15 protein-coding genes are annotated in these 18,705 nt (G+C 57.1%); 5 read left to right on the top strand and 10 right to left on the bottom strand.

All coding sequences use genetic code 11. The features are described from left to right. Positions 1-18: 18 nt before the first annotated feature. Complete coding sequence (locus WM46_RS13135) at positions 19-975, bottom strand: GlxA family transcriptional regulator (protein WP_102602471.1); 957 nt, start codon at positions 973-975, stop codon at positions 19-21. A gap of 19 nt (positions 976-994) precedes the next feature. Next, positions 995-1,771: an MBL fold metallo-hydrolase gene (locus WM46_RS13130; RefSeq protein ID WP_061076576.1), complete on the bottom strand. Its 777-nt coding sequence runs from the start codon at positions 1,769-1,771 to the stop codon at positions 995-997. Between the two features lie 392 nt (positions 1,772-2,163). Between WM46_RS13130 and mmuM the strand changes: the two genes are divergently transcribed. After that, positions 2,164-3,096, top strand: coding sequence for a homocysteine S-methyltransferase (gene mmuM, locus WM46_RS13125; RefSeq protein ID WP_102602470.1), 933 nt, complete (start codon positions 2,164-2,166; stop codon positions 3,094-3,096). A gap of 136 nt (positions 3,097-3,232) precedes the next feature. On the opposite strand, the gene fbpC is transcribed toward mmuM, so the two are convergent. From fbpC to WM46_RS13095, 6 genes are all read right to left on the bottom strand, one after another. Then, positions 3,233-4,279: a ferric ABC transporter ATP-binding protein gene (fbpC, locus tag WM46_RS13120; RefSeq protein ID WP_061076577.1), complete on the bottom strand. Its 1,047-nt coding sequence runs from the start codon at positions 4,277-4,279 to the stop codon at positions 3,233-3,235. Between the two features lie 11 nt (positions 4,280-4,290). Next, positions 4,291-6,369: an ABC transporter permease gene (locus tag WM46_RS13115; RefSeq protein ID WP_102602469.1), complete on the bottom strand. Its 2,079-nt coding sequence runs from the start codon at positions 6,367-6,369 to the stop codon at positions 4,291-4,293. A 139-nt stretch (positions 6,370-6,508) separates the two neighbouring features. After that, complete coding sequence (locus tag WM46_RS13110) at positions 6,509-7,540, bottom strand: ABC transporter substrate-binding protein (protein ID WP_102602468.1); 1,032 nt, start codon at positions 7,538-7,540, stop codon at positions 6,509-6,511. Continuing rightward, positions 7,537-8,865, bottom strand: a complete 1,329-nt coding sequence (uhpC, locus tag WM46_RS13105) for an MFS transporter family glucose-6-phosphate receptor UhpC (protein ID WP_225622819.1) — start codon at positions 8,863-8,865, stop codon at positions 7,537-7,539. Before uhpC ends, WM46_RS13110 begins: the two co-directional genes overlap by 4 nt. A 60-nt stretch (positions 8,866-8,925) precedes the next feature. Beyond that, the gene (locus WM46_RS13100; RefSeq protein ID WP_102602466.1) at positions 8,926-10,467 is read right to left on the bottom strand and encodes an MASE1 domain-containing protein; all 1,542 of its coding nucleotides are present in this window, start codon (positions 10,465-10,467) and stop codon (positions 8,926-8,928) included. Further along, positions 10,467-11,096: a response regulator transcription factor gene (locus tag WM46_RS13095; protein WP_044328386.1), complete on the bottom strand. Its 630-nt coding sequence runs from the start codon at positions 11,094-11,096 to the stop codon at positions 10,467-10,469. The genes WM46_RS13100 and WM46_RS13095 overlap by 1 nt, the downstream gene beginning before the upstream one ends. Before the next feature lie 997 nt (positions 11,097-12,093). Here WM46_RS13095 and tauA point away from each other — a divergent pair. Genes tauA through tauD form a run of 4 tightly spaced genes read left to right on the top strand, consistent with a single transcriptional unit; the run spans position 12,094 to position 15,507 of the window. Beyond that, the gene (gene tauA, locus WM46_RS13080) at positions 12,094-13,056 is read left to right on the top strand and encodes a taurine ABC transporter substrate-binding protein (protein ID WP_102602465.1); all 963 of its coding nucleotides are present in this window, start codon (positions 12,094-12,096) and stop codon (positions 13,054-13,056) included. 11 nt (positions 13,057-13,067) lie between these two features. Further along, a complete protein-coding gene (gene tauB, locus WM46_RS13075) occupies positions 13,068-13,835 on the top strand; it encodes a taurine ABC transporter ATP-binding subunit (protein ID WP_061076581.1) in 768 nt (255 codons plus the stop codon). Continuing rightward, positions 13,832-14,659, top strand: coding sequence for a taurine ABC transporter permease TauC (gene tauC / locus WM46_RS13070; protein ID WP_102602464.1), 828 nt, complete (start codon positions 13,832-13,834; stop codon positions 14,657-14,659). Before tauB ends, tauC begins: the two co-directional genes overlap by 4 nt. Then, the gene (gene tauD / locus WM46_RS13065) at positions 14,656-15,507 is read left to right on the top strand and encodes a taurine dioxygenase (RefSeq protein WP_102602463.1); all 852 of its coding nucleotides are present in this window, start codon (positions 14,656-14,658) and stop codon (positions 15,505-15,507) included. The genes tauC and tauD overlap by 4 nt, the downstream gene beginning before the upstream one ends. Before the next feature lie 54 nt (positions 15,508-15,561). Here tauD and WM46_RS13060 read toward each other — a convergent pair whose 3' ends face one another. Together WM46_RS13060 and hemB are read right to left on the bottom strand one after the other, a co-directional pair. After that, positions 15,562-17,262: a lysophospholipid acyltransferase family protein gene (locus WM46_RS13060; RefSeq protein ID WP_102602462.1), complete on the bottom strand. Its 1,701-nt coding sequence runs from the start codon at positions 17,260-17,262 to the stop codon at positions 15,562-15,564. Positions 17,263-17,382: 120 nt separating this feature from the next. Next, a complete protein-coding gene (gene hemB, locus WM46_RS13055; protein ID WP_102602461.1) occupies positions 17,383-18,357 on the bottom strand; it encodes a porphobilinogen synthase in 975 nt (324 codons plus the stop codon). Positions 18,358-18,705 lie beyond the last annotated feature (348 nt).

The following is an 18,705-nucleotide window of genomic DNA, read 5'->3' as shown; positions in this document are numbered from 1 at the left end:
TTCAACGTGTTCTGCACACTATGATGCCACACCCTGAAAGGTTTTTCGCCATTCTGCCGGGCTGACGCCGAAGCGGGACTTAAAATGCTGACGCCAGGTCACCGGAGACAGAAACCCGACTTCTCCGGCGATACGCTCGACGGGAAGCCGGGAGGATTCCAGCAGTTCCTGGCTGCGGCGCAGACGTTCATTGATCAGCCATTCTGCAACGCTTGAGCCAGTGGCTTTCATAAAGTGACGGGTCAGGGTGCGGCGACTCATCATCACCTTTTGCGCCAGCGAATCCAGATCGTGCTGTTCGTGGCTGTGCTGGCGGAGGTAGTCCAGCAGGCCGTTAATCCGTTGATCCTGGGTATTTTTCGCCACCGGTTGGGCAATAAACTGGGCCTGACCCCCCTCGCGATGCGGTGGCACAATCATCCGGCGCGCAATCTGATTCGCCACCGTACTGCCAAACCGCTGGCGGATGAGATACAGACAACAGTCTAGCGCGGCGGCGGTACCGGCTGAGGTAATGATGCCATCATCGTCGACGTACAGGGCGTTGATGTCCAGGTGCGCGGCGGGAAAACGCGTCTGAAAATCGGCTTCAAACTCCCAGTGGGTGGCGGCGCGCCTGCCATCCAGCAGTCCTGCGTAACCGAGCACAAATGCGCCAAGGCATAACCCGACCACCTGGGCGCCGTTTTGTCGGGCCTGAACCAGCGCATCAAGCAGCGACTGCGACGGGCGGAGCGCGGGGGTTCCCCACCAGGGGACAATCACGATATCCGCCGCCGTCATCTCTGCAAATCCCTGGCGGGCGGTAACGGAAAAGCCTTCCGCAGAGGTGACCACGCCGGGGGCTTCAGCGTAAATCTGCACCTCAAAGCGTTTCTTCGTTGCCGCTTTTTCACTGAACATGATGCACGGCACCGAGAAGTGAAACGGACTAAAATCTTCAACGGCGACGATCGCGACGGTAACGGGGCGCATACCACTCCTCGGCTGGGGATTAAAACGTCAGGGTTTCTCCATCTTCCGGCACCCGGACATATTCTGCAATCTGGTTATCGCGCGCGTATTCCCTGAGCGCCGCGCGTGTCAGCAGGCAGTGGTTTACCGCCTCCATGTGAATCGCCACAATCTGCGCGTCGGGCAGAACGAAGTGGGTTTTCAGCACATCTTCTGCCCCCATGATAATGGCGCCAAAACCGATCACATGCGCAAACCCGGCATTGAGGACCACCACATCCGGCTGGAAAGAAACCATATTGGCTTCAACCTCATCGCGCCAGATCGTATCGCCGACCAGATACAGCGTTTTTTCCTGTGGATGCTGGAAAATAATCCCGCAGGCATCGCCCAACCGCTCAGCCATGGCGGGAATGGCGTACAGCCGGTCGGAGCCGTGCTGACCGCCAGTTTTGCGCAGGGAGATCTCACCCAATCGGGTATCGTCGGTCAGCACGGTGAGTTGACTGAAACCCTGTTCCCGCAGGATTTGTGCATCCTGGTCGTTTTGCACATAAATCGGCTTCTCTTTCGGCACGACCTTTGCGGCGACCTCGTCCCAGTGATCCGCATGGAGATGGGTGACGATCAGGGCATCGGCCTGTAACAGGGTGTCGATGTCGCACGGAAGTTCCACCGTCGGATTACGGATGTCGGCCCGCGCCGTGCCGGGAAAACCGGGATACGCGCCTTGCGGGGCGAGCATCGGATCGACAAGAAAGGTTTTGCCGCCAAAGGTAATCAACTGGGTGGCATTGCGAATAAGGGTAATGTTCATGGTGATACTCCACGTGAGGGGGCCAGTGGTGTCATCGTAGAGTGTTGACCAGAAGCTGAATGTGGGCAAATGGGCGAATAACGATGGGATTGGGCCAATTGTCTGCCTCACCCGTTGGCATGAGGTGTAACAGAATGTTCCCACTTTCGTCTTAGCGCCGGAGGATTTTTCCCCTGCCAGAGTGTAGATAACCCCCTGAAGTGGAGGCGTTATGAGCTGGCGACCCATTCTGTATCTGATTGTGACTCCTGATCCTGCATTAAGCGCCCGGCGCGGGTTTTTGCGACTGGTGCAACGCTAACGGTATGTCGGGAATTGCGCGCGAGCGCGGATCCCCGTCGTTAGCGCTGTGTTAGGGTGACTGTTCTCGTTCGCAAAACAGGAGCCTTATCATGTCGCAACATAATCCGTTAAGCGCCCTTCTGGATAAGCAGGATTTCCTGTTGCTGGATGGCGCACTGGCGACGGAGCTGGAAGCGCGTGGGTGTCATCTGGCCGACAGCCTGTGGTCAGCGAAAATCCTGCTGGAAAACCCGGAGCTCATCCGCGAAGTACACCTGGACTATTTTCGGGCGGGGGCGCAGTGCGCCATTACCGCCAGTTATCAGGCGACGCCAGCGGGATTTGCCGCCTGCGGCTTTGATGAGGTACAGGCGAAAGCGCTGATTGGTAAAAGTGTCGAACTGGCGCGTAAAGCGCGTGAGGCGTATCTGGCAGAAAATTCGCAGGCGGGCACGCTGCTGGTCGCCGGTTCCGTCGGGCCTTACGGCGCGTTTCTGGCTGATGGTTCGGAGTATCGTGGAGATTACGCGCTGAGCCGCGAAGCCTTTCAGACGTTCCACCGTCCGCGCGTGGAGGCGTTGCTGGATGCCGGGGCCGATCTGCTGGCCTGCGAAACGCTACCGAATTTTGCCGAGATTCAGGCGCTGGCGGCGTTGTTAACCGCATATCCACGTGCGCGGGCGTGGTTCTCTTTTACCCTGCGCGACAGCGAGCATCTGAGCGACGGCACGCCGCTGCGCGAGGTTGTGACGTTTCTCGAACATTATCCGCAGGTGGTGGCGGTGGGGATCAACTGTATTGCCCTGGAACAGGCCACCGCCGCTTTGCAGCATCTGCACGGCATAACGGCGCTGCCGCTGGTGGTCTATCCGAACAGCGGAGAGCATTACGATGCGAACAGCAAAAGCTGGCATCACCACGATGAATCATGTGCGCGCCTGGCGGATTACCTGCCGCAGTGGCAGGCTGCCGGGGCGAAGTTGATTGGCGGGTGCTGTCGCACCACGCCAGAGGATATCGCCGCGTTGAACGCGCAACGTTGAGTTTGTGCCGGGGGGGGGCGGATGCCTTACCCGGCCTACAACTGTAATTGCCTGATGGCGCTACGCTTATCAGGCCTACAGCTGTAGCGGATAAGTAGGCCCGATAAGGCGTTAGCCGCCATCGGGCGACGAACCATCATGCCGCATCGGCTAACACAAACATGCCGTACGGGTGGATTTCCAGATAGTACGTCTCACCGACATCCGGCTGCAGGCGTGTAGCGTTAACCTGTAACAGGATCTCCTGTCCGTGCCACTCCACCGTGACTTCATACTGTGGTCCCATATAGGCCACATGCCGAATCACACAGCGCTGACTCTCCTCACCGCGATTGCTTAAGGTAATCGCTTCCGGGCGTACGCCCACGGTGCCATTCCCCTGGGATGCAAAATGCGCGGGGCGGGGGAGGCGATAACCGTAGATATCGACGGCATCCTCGCTAAAGTGGGCCGGGAACAGGTTGGCGTCGCCCATGAAGCTCGCCATAAAACGGGACGCAGGCTGACGATAGAGATCCTGCGGCGAACCGATCTGCATGATATGCCCCTTGTTCATCACCAGCACGGTGTCAGAAACCGCAAAGGCTTCGCTCTGATCGTGGGTAACGTACAGCGAGGTGATATCGAACTGCTTTTGCAGCTCGCGGATCTTATCGCGCATGCTGCGGCGCAGGTTGGCGTCGAGGTTACTCAACGGTTCGTCAAACAACAGCACCTTTGGTTTGAGGATCAGCGCGCGCGCCAGCGCCACGCGCTGCTGTTGACCGCCGGAGATCTGATCGACATAGCGGTCCTCGAATCCTTCCAGATCGACCATCGCCAGCGCCTCTTTCACCCGCGTTTTCACATCGGCGCGCGACACGCCCAACATCTTCAGACCGTAGCCGACGTTTTCCCCCAGCGACATATGCGGAAACAGAGCATACGACTGGAACACCATACAGATATCACGCTGCTGAATAGAGCGATGGGTGACGTCTTCACCATCAATAAAAATCTGTCCTTCGCTCGGTTTTTCCAGACCGGCGACCAGGCGCAGAATGGTGGTCTTCCCGCAACCGGACGGGCCAAGCAGCGTCACCATCTGCCCTTGTGGGATGGTGAGATTGATATTGTCGATAACCGTGTTGCTGCCGAATCGTTTAGTGACGTTGCGCAGTTCAACGAAATTTTTCTGACTCATAGTGCGCTCCATTACGCCTGGTTTTTGGCTTTAGACCGGGAAATACGCGCTTCCCCAATCAGCCAGTCAAAGATGAAAATAATCGCCAGCATGACCACGATCAGAATCGACCCATAGGCAATCGCCACGCCGTACTCGCCGTCTTCCACGCGGTTCAGAATGTAGGCCGTTGCCACGCGGGTGTCCGGGGTGACGAGGAAGACAATCGCGCTGACGGTGGTGATGGCGCGCACGAAGCTGTAGATCAGCGCCGAGAGAATGGCCGGGCGCAACAGCGGCAGCAGAATGTGCGTGATAGTGCGTAAGCTCCCGGCACGCAGACTGAGCGAGGCTTCATCCAGTGATTTATCGATCTGGCCGAGTCCGGCGATCCCGGCGCGAATACCAACCGGGACGTTACGCATCACCATCGAGATAATGACAATCGCCGCCGTGCCGGTGAGGTATACCGGGGCGCTGTTAAAGGCAAGGATGTACGAAACGCCCGCCACGGTGCCCGGTACGGCAAAGCACAACATGGTGGTGAACTCGATGGTCTTTTTGCCTTTGAACTGCTGGCGCACCACAATCCAGGCGATCAGCAGACCGAAGGCGGCGGTGATCGGCGCGGCAATCCCGGCATACAGCAGGGTATCGAGCAGCGAAGGCCATGCGCCGTCACTCATCCCCTGACCAAACAGTTTGATGAAGTTATCCAGCGTCAGGGTGTAGTCCACGCCCCAGTTCACGGTAAAGCTGCCGTAAAAAATGCTGCCATAGAGCAGGGCGTTAAAGGCAATCCATATCGCCAGAATGGCCACCACGCCCCAGACCAGCGTGACCGGCAGCGGCTGCACGTCGCCACGGTACGATTTCCCGGAAACGGTGACGTAAGAGCGCTTGCCAATCCACATGTACTGTACACAAAACACCAGCAGCGAGAACAGCAGCAGGAACGCGCCCAGCGTACTGGCGGCCTGGTAATCAAGCTGCGAGCCGGTGATGTAGAAGTAAATTTGCGTTGCCAGCACGTCGAAGTTACCGCCGAGCACCAGCGGGTTACTGAAGTCGGCCAGCGACTGCACGATGACAATCAGAAAGGCGTTCGCCAGCGCCGGTTTCAGCAGTGGCACAAACACGCCGTTAAACGTCTGCCAGCGACTGGCGCGCAGGGTATATGACGCCTCTTCCAGCGACGGGTGAATGGTTTTGATCGCGCCGTCGAGGATCATAAACGCCATTGGGGTAAACGCCAGCACCTGCGCCAGCCAGATGCCGGTAAATCCGTACAGCCAGTTGGTGTTGGTCAACCCGAACCAGTCGACCATCAATTCGGTCACATAGCCGGAACGGCCCATCATCAGCGTGACGCCCAGCCCCACCACAAACGGCGGTGTGACGATCGGCAGAATTGAAAAGATACGCCCAATAATGGCGCTGCGTTGGGCGATACGGGTGGTATAAATCGCCAGCACCAGGCCGAAGAAGGTACAGCCAATACCTACCGCAATCGACAGAGCAATAGAGTTGAGGATCACCTGAATGATATGCGCCTGCGACAGCACATTCATAAACGCCAGCGGCGCGAACTCCCCGGCGTCGTTGGTGAACATCGGGATGAAAATGGCGATGCTTGGCCAGACGATAAAGATGCCGATGAGCGCCACGATAGTGACCAGCGAACCGATCACAAACCGGTCGCCGCCCAGCCATTCGAGGCGGGTTAGCGCCAGCGTCATGATCGCTCCCAGCGCGACAAACAGCACGATGGTGGCGTAGCCAAGACCACGCCCTTCAACGGTGGCGCTGATGACGATAAAGGCGATACACAAAAACGCCCAGCCGGCATCGAGAGTGTGGCGGCTGCGCTGTTCGCGTCTGGCTTCGTGGAACGGGCGTACCAGCAGCAGGCTTGGCAGCAGATACCATAGCCAACTGATATTGAACTGTGACCAGCCGTAGGCCTCGAGAATTTCATCGCTCGTGGATTCCAGCAGACCGTAATCCAGGCTCCAGCTCGGCAACAGGACGAATGCCAGCCAGCCGAGTAAAACCCAAAGGAATATCGCATCCCGCTTTTTCACAGGATGGAGTGCAAGTGTGTGTGACATACGTTTTCCGGTGTTCAATCCCGAGTAGGCCGGATAAGCGTGAGCGCCATCCGACATTCAGGGTGACGATGGTTGCCGGGTGGCGGCGTTGCCTTACCCGGCCTACGTAACCTTAACGTCAGGAAGTCATCGTGTGGGCTTATTTACCCATCTTCACTTCGCTGACCCATTTATTGATCAACGCTTTACGGACGTCTGTGGATCCGTATTTATCCATGTCGTAGTTGATAAGCTTCAGGTCGTCGAGCTTCAGTGAGTTCGGCGAGGTTTCGGCCGTGGTATTGGTCAGGATCTGATAGGACTTACCTTTCTTCCACGCCAGTTCTTGTGCGTCTTTTGACAGTACCCAATCGACGAACAGTTTGGCGTTGTCGAGGTTGCGTGCCCCTTTCAGGATACTGACGCCGCCGATTTCATAACCGGTACCTTCACACGGAGAAATCAGCTCCAGCGGCGCGCCCTGTTCTTTTTCCAGCGAGTAGTCATGCAGGAAGCCGATGCCGATGGCGGTTTCGCCACGAGCCGCGTTACGCGCCGGGGCAATACCGGATTTGGTGTACTGCGAGACGTTGGCGTTCAGTTGTTTCAGGTAATCAAAGGCCTGATCGTCACCCCAAAGTTGGGCGAAAGTGGCCAGTGCGGTGTAGGCAGTACCGGAGCTTTGCGGATCGGCAATCTGAATTTCGCCTTTGTATTCCGGTTTGGTCAGATCTTTCCAGCATTTTGGCACCGGCAGGTTTTTCTCTTTCAGGCGTTGAGTGTTGACGCCAAAACCGAGGATCCCCACGTAGACCGCCGATGAGAGGTTGCCTTTCACTTTCGCCGGATCGCGGAATTTCTCCATCACCTGTTCCAGGTTCGGGGATTTGTACGGCTGCAGCAGACCCATTTCACCGGCCTGAGACTGTGGATCCAGCGTGCCACCGTACCAGACGTCAGCCTGCGGGTTTTTCTTCTCGGCATCGACCTTGGCCAGCGTGCTGCCGGAGCCGTTGCGAATAAACGACGTTTTCACATCATATTTGTCGCCAAAGGCTTTGGTTTCCGCTTCGCACATCTCGTTGGTGGCGCTGCAATACACCACCAGACGCCCTTTCGCGTGTGCGGCGCCCGATAAGGTCGCCAGCGCAACGGCGGAGGCAATCAGAGTAGAGGTAAGGGTCATTTTCATTGTTTTATCCTTTGACTGAGAGTGGTGGTGATGCTCGCCATAAACAGTGGCATCAGCAGTAAACCCATAAGTACGGCGGCGACCGAGAGCAAACTGAACATCCCCGACCAGCCGTAGCGTTCAATGACCAGCGACAGAGGCCAGCCCGCCAGCGCTGCCCCCAGATAGGCGAACAGGCCGAGAAAACCGGTGATTGAGCCTGCCGCCGCTTTGTGTCCGCATTCCACCGCCGCCAGGCCAATCAACATTTGTGGGCCAAAGACAAAAAAGCCCACCGTAAAAAAACAGACTGCCAGCAGGGCGTAATGATGAACCGGTGCCAGCCATATCGCGGCGACGGAGACCATCAGTCCCAGCGTAAACAGCAAAATCATCGGCGCCCGCTGACCGCTAAACAGCAGGTCCGAGCCCCAACCGGCAAACAGCGCGCCGAGGAGTCCGCCGACTTCAAACAGCATCACCGTGGCGTTGGCGCTGAGCAGGTTGACGCCATGACTTTCCGTCAGCCAGATGTTGCCCCAGTCGTTGAGCGCAATGCGGATCAGATAGACCAGCACATACGAAACGCCCAGCAGCCAGATCATTGGGTTTTTCAGCATCGTGGTACGCAGCATTTGCCACAGCCCCATCGGCGGACTCTGCTGCTCCTGGCGCAGTTCCAACGGATCGTTACGCCAGTTGCCGACGGACGGTAAACCCTCTTCCTGGGGCGTACCTTTCAGTTGCAGCGCTAACCCAATCCCCAGTGCCATGCTGATTATCCCTGGCATCAGCATCGCGGCCTGCCAGCCCCACCAGTGGGCGGCGAAGGCGCTAATCAGCGGGATAATCGCCCCGCCAATGTTGATCGACATATTCCAGCAGCCCCACCAGAAGCCGCGTTCGTTACGCGAATACCAGTGGGTCAGCAGGCGAGCGCAGGGCGGCCATCCCCAGCCCTGAAAGAATCCGTTCAGCGTCCAGACCGCCAGCAGCAGCGTCAGCGACTCGCCAAAGGCAAACACCACGTTTAGCAAGCCGGTAGCGAACAGGCCCACGCCCATAAACCAACGCTGTCCGTGGCTGTCATGCCACAACCCGGCGGTAAATTTCGACAGACCGTAGGTCAGATAAAACAGGGAACCCAACAGACCGATGTCACTTTTATCCAGCCCGAGATCGGTTTGCAGCGCTGGCAGCACGTAGTTGACGCTTTTTCGCGTCAGATAAAACGCCGCGTAACCGATGACCATGTACATCAGTAGTCGTGGACGCAGCGTCCGGTAACGTTGATTGATTTCAGTTGCTGCGCCTGCGTGCATAGCCGTCTCCGTTTTGTTGACTATAAGAAAGAGAAACCGAAAGGGGATGAGAGAAAGTCCGGAGTGACTAAGACTTTTTCCTGGTCAGAAGGCGATTTGTTGCAAATTTGTGGGCAAGTTAACACTTACCCGTGTACCGTGCCGCGATTCCAGCGCCAGTTCACCCCCGAGGGCGCTGACCCGCTCGCGCATCCCCTGAATGCCAAAACCGGCTATTTTGTCTGCGCTGATCCCCACGCCGTTGTCGGTCACGTCGAGATGCAGCATATCTCCCTGCTGACGCAGAACAATTCGGACTTCGCTGGCCCCGGCGTGTTTACAGATGTTGTTGAGCAATTCTTGTAACAGTCGATAGAGGGTGAAGCGTACCGTTTCATTCTCGGGCGTGGCGGCAAGCTGATAGTCAAACTGGCAGCGAATGCCGCGCTCCGTAAAGGCAAATTCGTTGAGCAGGTGGAGCAACGCCTCTTTGAACGACAGTTCGTCCAGCGCGGGTGGGCGAAGCTGGCGCAATAACTGGCGGGTGGAGTGATGGATTCGCCGGGCGAGATCGTTGATCTGGCTGGCGGCGGCCTGGGCTTGCGCCGGATCGTGCGCCCGTTTTACCAGTTGCGACTGGATCTGAATGGCGGTGATGTTCTGCCCAATCTCGTCATGCAGCTCGCGCGCCAGGCTCTTGCGCGTATCCTCTTCGGTATGCACCAGTTTCTCGGCCAGCGCGCGCCGCGCCGCCAGTTCCGCTTCCAGACGCCGACGATAATGGTGCAGGTTTTGCGCCAGATGCTGCTGACGACTGATGGCGATCCCCAGACCAATACCGAGCAGCGACTGTGTCGCGAGAAAGATCTCCAGTTCAATCAGATTGCTGAAACCCACGCCAACCTGGCGGGCGATGGTGATCATCATGCTTCCCAATAGCCCTGAGAGCACGCCACCCTGCCAGCCGAATTTCCACGCCATCACCACGTTGGGCAGAAACACCACAATCAACAGCAGGCGTTCAATCTCTGGCGACAGCACCATCTGGGTACCAATGCCAATGATGAAAAACAGGCTGCACCAGATGATTAACGAGGTACGCAGCGGCGGGTTATTGGTGTCCAGCCCCAGCAGGTGATAGCGATGCTGCTGGCGCAGAAACTCGAAGATCAGATAAACGAACGGCGTCAGCAGCACGCCACCGGTAAACGACGCTAGCCCGAGCAGCATCGCCGGACTTTTGACAAACGGCGACAGCAGAGCGGCGTTGAGCAATGAGGCCGCAGTTACCGTGGCCAGCAGCAGCGTCAGCCGCTGCCAGTAAAGGGGGAAACGGTACCAGAAGGTCTGCGCGAGGCTGGCGGGAATCATGCTGATAAGCGGTGTGGTCAGCAGAATATAGCCATTGAGCAGTTGCTCACTGTGCAGCCAGAACATCATCATCATCGGCGGCAGCACCAGCGCGGGCCAGTAGCGGCGTGATAGCAGGATCAGCAGCGCCAGGTAGACGCCGTGTGGCAGGAACAGGGCCGCCTGCTGGCCGTTGTGTGTCAGATAAAAACCGAGCGTCCATAACATCAGCCAGCCGGTGCCCCAGGCCAGCACAATAAACAGTGAGATGACGACGTGGCGGAGGTTGCGCGACATCAATGCCCCGCCAGTAACTGATGGTCGAGGGCGAAATGAACCAGCTCGATGGTGCTGTGACAGTTCAGCTTGCCCAGCACGTTGGCGCGATGGACATGGACCGTTTTATGACTGAGATCGAGTTTGAAGGCAATCTCCTTTACGCTGTCACCTTTGACCAGTAAATCAAACACTTCCCGTTCGCGTGGCGTCAGAACCTCCAGTACCGGCGATGACGGTTCTCCACCACGCAACGCCCGCAGCGCATCCGCGCAGAGGTAATGTCCCCCTAGCCCAACGGAACGGACGGCCTGCACTAACTCTTCCGGCCCGCAGCGTTTGGTCAGATAGCCGCTGGCTCCCGCATCCAGCGCGCTCTGCACGAAGGCTGGCGTGTCATAGATGCTAAGAATAATGGCGCGAAATTGCGGCCTCTGCGCCCGCAGGCGTTTCAGCAGACTCAGACCGTTTTCGTCCGGCATGGCGATGTCCATCACCGCAACGTTAACGTCGTCCTGCAATAAAGCAGGCCAGGCTTCCGCCGCGCTGCTGTACTGGCCTGCGACGTCGAGGTCTTCTTCGAGACTGAGTAACTGCGCAAAGCCGGAACGCACCACCACATGGTCGTCCACCAGCACCACACGTATCATGATTTTGCTCTCTTGCCGGATAATGACCCTATGATGCCTGGCGCCGCTGCGCTGGCAATCAATCAGGTACAGTTATGGAATGAATGTAACAAAATGGCAATATTTGGGGGCGCTGGTGGTATGTGTTTTCATGTCATTTCATCAAACGGTTCCACAAGGTGTCAGGCATTTCCATGTCACTTCATCAAAGGGTTCCGTTCGCTTTATGACTATTGCTTCTTTGGAACTCACTTACCCGCGAACGTGTTAAGGGCGTTCTCCGCCACGCCCTTAACAATCCCGGCTCCCGGCCGGGAAAATCGCCACTTCGTGGTCCATTCGCCTTATGCCGTCTGCCTGTCGGGTCGGGGCCGAGCCTGCGTCCCTGCAGGCCGTCCCCTCCGCCCGCTTCCCTGCGGGCGGACCCGGTCAGCCGTCAACGGCTCATCGATTTTCACGCCGGACCAACGGCATCGCTTCGATTCTCTGCCTTTCAGGTAAATTCATTTCGCTGTAAAAAAAGCAAACCGCAGAGATGGTCAGGTGTGGATGGGTCCGGCTGAAAATTGCCGACGTGTTTCCGTAAGGCCGGGAGAACCCGCAGGGATGCGGGTTCAGGGCGCGCGAAGCAGGGATGCTGAGTCGCGCCCGGCCCGATAGCCTGGAGGAATAAGCGGAGGGTATCGCGAAGCGACAATTTTCCTGCCGGGAGCCAGGATTGTTAAGGAGGCGGCGACGAGCCTCCTTAACACGTTCGCGGGAAATTTACGTCCAGATAATCACGGTTCGTAGGGCGAACGGAACCCTTTGATGAAGTGACATGAAAACGTCTGTCCCACGGTTAGAAATACAAGGCGAACGGAACCGTTTGATACGGTGACATGAAAGTCATATCCCGACTAACCATTCCCGTTTTTTTTCTAAAAACGCTTTGTTCTTAGCAAGAATTTTTAATTCCTTTATCAAACCCGGCCACAACGAAATACTGCCTCCATAACAAGACATGGGAGCAGACAATATGGCACGTTCATCGCGTAATACACTTCTCGCCGCACTGGCATTCATCACCTTTCAGGCGCAGGCGGTGAACGTCACCGTCGCGTATCAAACCTCCGCGGAACCGGCAAAAGTGGCGCAGGCGGATAATACCTTTGCTAAAGAGAGCGGGGCTACCGTCGACTGGCGTAAATTCGACAGCGGCGCGAGCATTGTTCGCGCCCTGGCTTCCGGCGACGTACAGATTGGCAATCTCGGCTCCAGCCCGCTGGCGGTCGCCGCCAGTCAGCAGGTCCCGATCGAGGTTTTCCTGCTGGCGTCGAAACTCGGTAACTCCGAAGCGCTGGTGGTGAAGAAAACGATCGGTAAACCCGAGGACCTGATCGGCAAACGCATCGCGGTACCGTTTATCTCCACCACCCACTACAGCCTGTTGGCCGCGCTCAAACACTGGGGGATCAAACCCGGTCAGGTGGAGATTGTGAACCTGCAGCCGCCAGCAATTATCGCCGCCTGGCAGCGCGGAGATATTGACGGGGCTTATGTCTGGGCGCCTGCCGTTAACGCGCTGGAAAAAGATGGCAACGTGCTGACCGACTCGGAAAAGGTCGGTGAGTGGGGCGCCCCGACGCTGGATGTGTGGGTAGTGCGTAAAGACTTTGCCGAGAAGCATCCGGAGGTGGTGAAAGCCTTCGCGAAAAGCGCTATCGACGCACAGCAGCCCTATATCGCGAATCCCGACGAATGGCTGAAGCAACCGGAGAACATCAGCAAGCTGTCACGTCTGAGCGGCGTTCCGGAAGCCGATGTGCCAGGACTGGTGAAAGGCAATACCTATCTCACTCCCCAGCAGCAAACGGCTGAGCTAACCGGACCGGTGAATAAAGCGATTATCGACACCGCGCAGTTTCTGAAGGAGCAGGGCAAGGTGCCTGCGGTGGCAAGCGATTACAGCCAGTACGTTACCGATCGCTTCGTGCAATAAAGGAGGCGCTGATGCTGCAACTCTCTCATCTGTATGCCGATTACGGCGGTAAACCGGCGCTGGAAGATATTAATCTGACGCTCGACAACGGTGAGCTGCTGGTGGTGCTGGGGCCTTCGGGATGTGGCAAAACGACGCTGCTGAACCTGATTGCCGGATTTGTACCGTATCAACACGGCAGCATTCAACTGGCGGGAAAACGTGTTGACGGGCCAGGTGCGGAGCGCGGCGTGGTGTTTCAGCACGAAGGGCTGCTGCCGTGGCGCAACGTGCAGGATAACGTCGCGTTGGGTCTGCAACTGGCGGGCATCGGGAAAGCGCAGCGCATCAGTATCGCTCAGGAAATGTTGAAAAAAGTGGGGCTGGACGGGGCAGGAAAACGCTTTATCTGGCAACTTTCCGGCGGTCAGCGCCAGCGCGTTGGCATTGCCCGCGCGTTGGCGGCGAACCCACAGCTGTTGCTGCTGGATGAACCCTTTGGCGCGCTGGACGCCTTCACCCGCGAACAGATGCAAACCCTGCTGCTGAAACTCTGGCATGAGACCGGTAAGCAGGTGCTGCTGATCACGCATGATATTGAGGAAGCGGTGTTTATGGCGACCGAACTGGTGCTGTTGTCACCAGGACCCGGTCGGGTGCTGGAGCGTCTGCCGCTGACCTTTGCCCGCCGCTTTGTGGCGGGGGAAGCGAGCCGCAGCATTAAGTCCGATCCGCAGTTTATCGCGACCCGTGAATACGTCTTAAGCCGCGTCTTTGAGCAACGGGAGGCCTTCTCATGAGTGTGGTGATCAACGACAAACCGCGCCAACGGCCGCTGAGATGGCGCTGGCCGTTCTCGCGCCAGATTACGCTGAGCCTTGCGACGCTAACGGTGATTCTGGCGGTGTGGTGGACGGTTGCCGCGCTGCAGCTGATAAGCCCCTTGTTTTTGCCGCCGCCAGACCTGGTGTTGCAAAAGCTTATCACCATCGCCGGTCCGCAAGGATTTATGGATGCCACGCTGTGGCAGCATCTGGCCGCCAGCCTGACTCGCATCGTGCTGGCGCTGCTGGCCGCGGTGGCTTTCGGTATTCCGGTCGGGATTGCGATGGGGCTCAGCCCGACGCTACGCGGCATTCTCGATCCGATCATTGAGCTTTATCGTCCGGTGCCACCGCTGGCTTATTTACCGCTGATGGTGATCTGGTTCGGGATTGGCGAAACGTCCAAGATCCTGTTGATCTACCTGGCGATTTTCGCTCCGGTCGCCATGTCCGCGCTGGCGGGGGTGAAGAGTGCGCAACAGGTGCGGATCCGCGCCGCCCGTTCGCTGGGCGCGAGTCGGGCGCAGGTGTTATGGCTGGTGATCCTGCCAGGCGCGCTGCCGGAGATCCTCACCGGATTACGCATCGGGCTCGGCGTAGGCTGGTCGACGCTGGTGGCGGCGGAGCTGATTGCGGCGACGCGGGGATTAGGGTTTATGGTGCAGTCGGCCGGTGAGTTTCTGGCGACCGACGTGGTGCTGGCAGGGATCGCGGTCATTGCGATTATCGCCTTTATTTTAGAACTGGGTCTGCGTGCGCTTCAGCGCCGTCTGACGCCCTGGCATGGAGAAGTCCAATGAGTGAACGTCTGAGCATTACCCCGCTGGGGCCGTACATCGGCGCACAGATCGCCGGGGCGGATTTGACCCGCCCGCTGAGCGACAATCAGTTTGAGCAGCTTTATCACGCGGTACTGCGCCATCAGGTGGTGTTCCTGCGCGAACAGGCCATCACGCCGCAACAGCAACGGGCGTTGGCTCAGCGCTTTGGCGATCTGCATATCCATCCGGTCTATCCGCATGCGGAGGGCGTCGAGGAGATTATCGTGCTGGATACGCACAATGATAATCCGCCGGATAATGACAACTGGCACACTGACGTGACGTTTATTGATACACCGCCTGCCGGGGCGATTCTGGCGGCAAAGGCGTTGCCGTCCACCGGCGGCGATACGCTGTGGACCAGCGGCATCGCGGCGTATGAGGCGCTGTCGGAGCCGTTTCGTCAGTTGCTGAGCGGCTTGCGGGCGGAGCATGACTTCCGCAAGTCATTCCAGGAATACAAGTACCGCAGAACAGAAGAGGAGCATCAGCGCTGGCGTGAAGCGGTGGCAAAGCATCCACCGCTGACGCACCCGGTGGTAAGAACCCATCCGATCAGTGGTAAACAGGCGCTGTTCGTGAATGAAGGCTTCACCACGCGCATTGTTGATGTCACGGAGAAAGAGAGTGAAGCGCTGCTTGGCTTTCTGTTTGCGCATATTACGAAACCGGAGTTTCAGGTGCGCTGGCGCTGGCAGCCGAATGATGTGGCGATTTGGGATAATCGTGTGACGCAGCATTATGCGAACGCCGATTACCTGCCGCAGCGGCGTATTATGCACCGGGCCACGATTTTAGGAGATAAGCCGTTTTATCGTGCGCCGTGATGGGCCTACGTTTCATTTCAGGCCCGGTAAGCGTAGCGCTACCGGGCAACGGCGTTATAAATGCGCCTCAATATAGCGCTGATACCGGTTGGCCTTCAGATAGGTCAAATCCACCAACACCAGGCCATCCACGCAGTGGTTAAAATCCGGATCGCTGCCGAAATCGATGAACTGCACACCGCCGGGTTCGCAGAGCTCTGAGTATTGCTTATAGAGCGGGGGAATGCCGCAGCCCAGATTCCCCAGCAGCGACTTCAGCCGCGTCAGATCTTCGCTGTAGTCGTTACCCGCAAACTGTGCCAGCACATCCGGTAGCGAAGCGGGATACGACTGGCGTGAGACGGCCAGCGGATGCGTTGGCGGGAACCACAGACGATAGAAGGCAACCAGCAGATCGCGCGCATCCGGCGGTAATCCTCCGGAGATAGACACGGGGCCGAACAGGTAACGATACTGCGGATAACGCGCCAGGTATGCGCCGATTCCTGACCAGAGGTAATCCAGCCCGCGGCGTCCCCAGTAGCGCGGCTGAATAAAGCTACGTCCCAGCTCAATACCGTGCTGCATGATGTCCGCCATCCGCTCATCGTAGTCAAACAGACTGTGGCTGTAGAGTCCCTCAGGCCCCTGTTTTTCCAGCTGCTGCGCGCAGGGGATGAACCGGTAAGCGCCGACGATCTCAAGATCCTCCTCGTCCCATAAGATCAGATGCAGATAGTCATCATCGTAACGGTCGACATCTCTGCGCTTGCCGCTCCCTTCACCCACGGCGCGAAAGGCGATTTCACGCAGTCGTCCCAGTTCGCGCAGGACCGTCGCTTCCTCTTGTCCGTTGCGCTGCCAGAGGTAAATTTGCTTGCCGTCGGCGGTTTTTCCCAGACATTCCGCCTGTGCCAGCTCGCGTTTCAGTCGTGCTCTGTTCTCCGGCGGGGCGATCGTCGATTCGGTGCGAAAGAGGCCCGGTCGGCCTTTGCCCAGTGCGATCACATGCTCCCGACACTTTTCCGCCTGCTCGCGCACGATGCTTTTGCTGGTGGACCATTGCGTCCAGGCAATTTGTTGACCGATGCGTACGGGTAGCGTGCTGCCGCGACGGCGAAACATCTGCTGCATTAACAGCAGCAGCGTCGCGCTGGAAGAAACCAACCCACAGGCATAGAACAGCGGGCTGTTGTACGCCTGAATATGTACCGGCAGCAGCGGCGTCCGGTACTTTTCTGCCATGCGGATAAATCCGGAGTGCCAGCGGCGTTCAGCGATTCCTTTTAGCGTCAGCCGCGAAACTTCCCCTGCCGGGAAGAAAACCAGCGCGCCGCCGGCCTGCAGATGGCTATCCATTTGCTGTAACGACGATTTTGGCGTGCGTCCCTGAATGTTATCGACCGGGATGAACAACGAACTCAGGGGCTCCAGATGGGAGAGCAGTCGGTTAGTCACCACTTTGATGTCACGCCGTACACGGGAGAGGGCATAGATGAGCGCCAGTCCATCCAGCGCACCGGTAGGGTGGTTGGCAATAATGATCAGGGGGCCATTTTCAGGGATGTTTTCAATGTGATGCTCGGGGATTTCACAACGTATTTGCAGATGTTCCAGGACCTGTTCCACCATATCCACGCCTTTCAGATGACGATGGCGGGCGGCAAACTGCTGGAACTCTTTTTCATACAGTACGCGTTGTAACACCTTTTTCTGCCAGGGCGCTGTCCTTGCCTCGGGCCAAAGGTCGCTGAGTACGTTATCGAGACTGAACATAACAACACCTCCTTCTTCCTGTGCTGACAGTAGAAGCGGTAAGTGTCGCTTGTATGACGTTTGGGTGACGTTTTGGGGAAAGGCCGGATGGCGAGGCCACCCGGCAAGTTCAGGGAAAACTTAACGCAGGATTTTTCTCTCTGCCAGATCCCGTGCAAAGTAGCTGAAGATCAGATCCGCGCCTGCGCGTTTGATAGCGCCTAAGCTTTCCAGTACCACTTTTTCTTCATCAATGGCGCCTGCCATGGCGGCAAATTTGATCATCGCGTATTCGCCGCTGACCTGATACGCGCCGAGCGGCAGCTCTGTGCGCTCACGAATGTCACGCAGGACGTCCAGATAGGCACCCGCCGGTTTCACCATCAGGCAGTCCGCGCCCTGTGCTTCATCAAGCAGCGATTCGCGAATCGCTTCACGGCGGTTCATCGGGTTCATCTGATAGGTTTTGCGATCGCCTTTCAGCGCGGTGCCCGCCGCTTCGCGGAACGGACCATAGAACGAAGAGGCAAATTTGGTTGAGTAGGACATGATGGCAGTGTCGGTGAAGCCTGCGGCATCCAGCGCCTGGCGAATCGCCTGCACCTGACCATCCATCGCGGCGGAAGGGGCGATGAAATCTGCGCCTGCTGCCGCAGCGACAACGGCTTGTTTGCCAAGGTTTGCCAGCGTGGCGTCGTTATCCACGCCATGTTCACACAGCACGCCGCAGTGACCGTGGGAGGTATATTCGCAGAAGCAGGTGTCTGACATCACGATCATTTCTGGTACGGTCTGCTTGCAGATACGCGACATCCGCGCCACCAGACCATCTTCCTTCCAGGCATCGCTGCCGGTGTCATCGGTATGGTGAGAGATACCAAAGGTCATGACGGAACGGATACCCGCGTTGGCAATACGTTCGATCTCGCGCGCCAGGTGTTTTTCCGGAATGCGCATGACGCCGGGCATGGCCTCAATCGCTTTGTAGTCGTCGAGTTCTTCTTCAACAAAGATCGGCAACACCAGATCGTTCAAGCTGAGTGTTGTCTCTTCAAACATGGCGCGTAGCGCTGCAGATTTGCGCAGACGGCGAGGGCGATGGATTAAGTCTGTCATGGGATGCCTGATGTTTGTGAAATTGAAGGCCATAGTATACCTGAAGCCACGGGCGAGTGTTTTACGAAAATGGGCCTTATGGTTTTGTTTTCCTGAAAAATAAATGGAATAGTTTGGCAATTTTTTGTCGTAAATAGCTAAATAATTATATTTGGTTATTTTATTATTATTTCCTGTGCTATTTAACATATCAATTCATAAAAGTGTTTATTATTCCTGGTTAATTGAGGTTTATTTATTAACCATTATCTATTTTTTGGGTTGCAAGTATTGATATGTTATATGTATTTCTCTGTGGTTTTATTTTAATTTGTTGTTTTATATGTATTTTTATATTTTTATTGAGCG

Origin of the sequence: Citrobacter freundii complex sp. CFNIH2 (genome assembly GCF_002880615.1) — a bacterium.
Lineage (GTDB): Bacteria > Pseudomonadota > Gammaproteobacteria > Enterobacterales > Enterobacteriaceae > Citrobacter_A > Citrobacter_A amalonaticus_F.
This window is presented reverse-complemented; position numbering and strand designations above follow the sequence as displayed.

Bases quoted from the DNA above. Each gene is read 5' to 3' on its own strand.
- WM46_RS13135 (WP_102602471.1), bottom strand. From the start codon at position 975: ATGCGCCCCGTTACCGTCGCGATCGTCGCCGTTGAAGATTTTAGTCCG.
- WM46_RS13130 (WP_061076576.1), bottom strand. From the start codon at position 1,771: ATGAACATTACCCTTATTCGCAATGCCACCCAGTTGATTACCTTTGGC.
- mmuM (WP_102602470.1), top strand. From the start codon at position 2,164: ATGTCGCAACATAATCCGTTAAGCGCCCTTCTGGATAAGCAGGATTTC.
- fbpC (WP_061076577.1), bottom strand. From the start codon at position 4,279: ATGAGTCAGAAAAATTTCGTTGAACTGCGCAACGTCACTAAACGATTC.
- WM46_RS13115 (WP_102602469.1), bottom strand. From the start codon at position 6,369: ATGTCACACACACTTGCACTCCATCCTGTGAAAAAGCGGGATGCGATA.
- WM46_RS13110 (WP_102602468.1), bottom strand. From the start codon at position 7,540: ATGAAAATGACCCTTACCTCTACTCTGATTGCCTCCGCCGTTGCGCTG.
- WM46_RS13100 (WP_102602466.1), bottom strand. From the start codon at position 10,467: ATGTCGCGCAACCTCCGCCACGTCGTCATCTCACTGTTTATTGTGCTG.
- WM46_RS13095 (WP_044328386.1), bottom strand. From the start codon at position 11,096: ATGATACGTGTGGTGCTGGTGGACGACCATGTGGTGGTGCGTTCCGGC.
- tauA (WP_102602465.1), top strand. From the start codon at position 12,094: ATGGCACGTTCATCGCGTAATACACTTCTCGCCGCACTGGCATTCATC.
- tauB (WP_061076581.1), top strand. From the start codon at position 13,068: ATGCTGCAACTCTCTCATCTGTATGCCGATTACGGCGGTAAACCGGCG.
- tauC (WP_102602464.1), top strand. From the start codon at position 13,832: ATGAGTGTGGTGATCAACGACAAACCGCGCCAACGGCCGCTGAGATGG.
- tauD (WP_102602463.1), top strand. From the start codon at position 14,656: ATGAGTGAACGTCTGAGCATTACCCCGCTGGGGCCGTACATCGGCGCA.
- WM46_RS13060 (WP_102602462.1), bottom strand. From the start codon at position 17,262: ATGTTCAGTCTCGATAACGTACTCAGCGACCTTTGGCCCGAGGCAAGG.
- hemB (WP_102602461.1), bottom strand. From the start codon at position 18,357: ATGACAGACTTAATCCATCGCCCTCGCCGTCTGCGCAAATCTGCAGCG.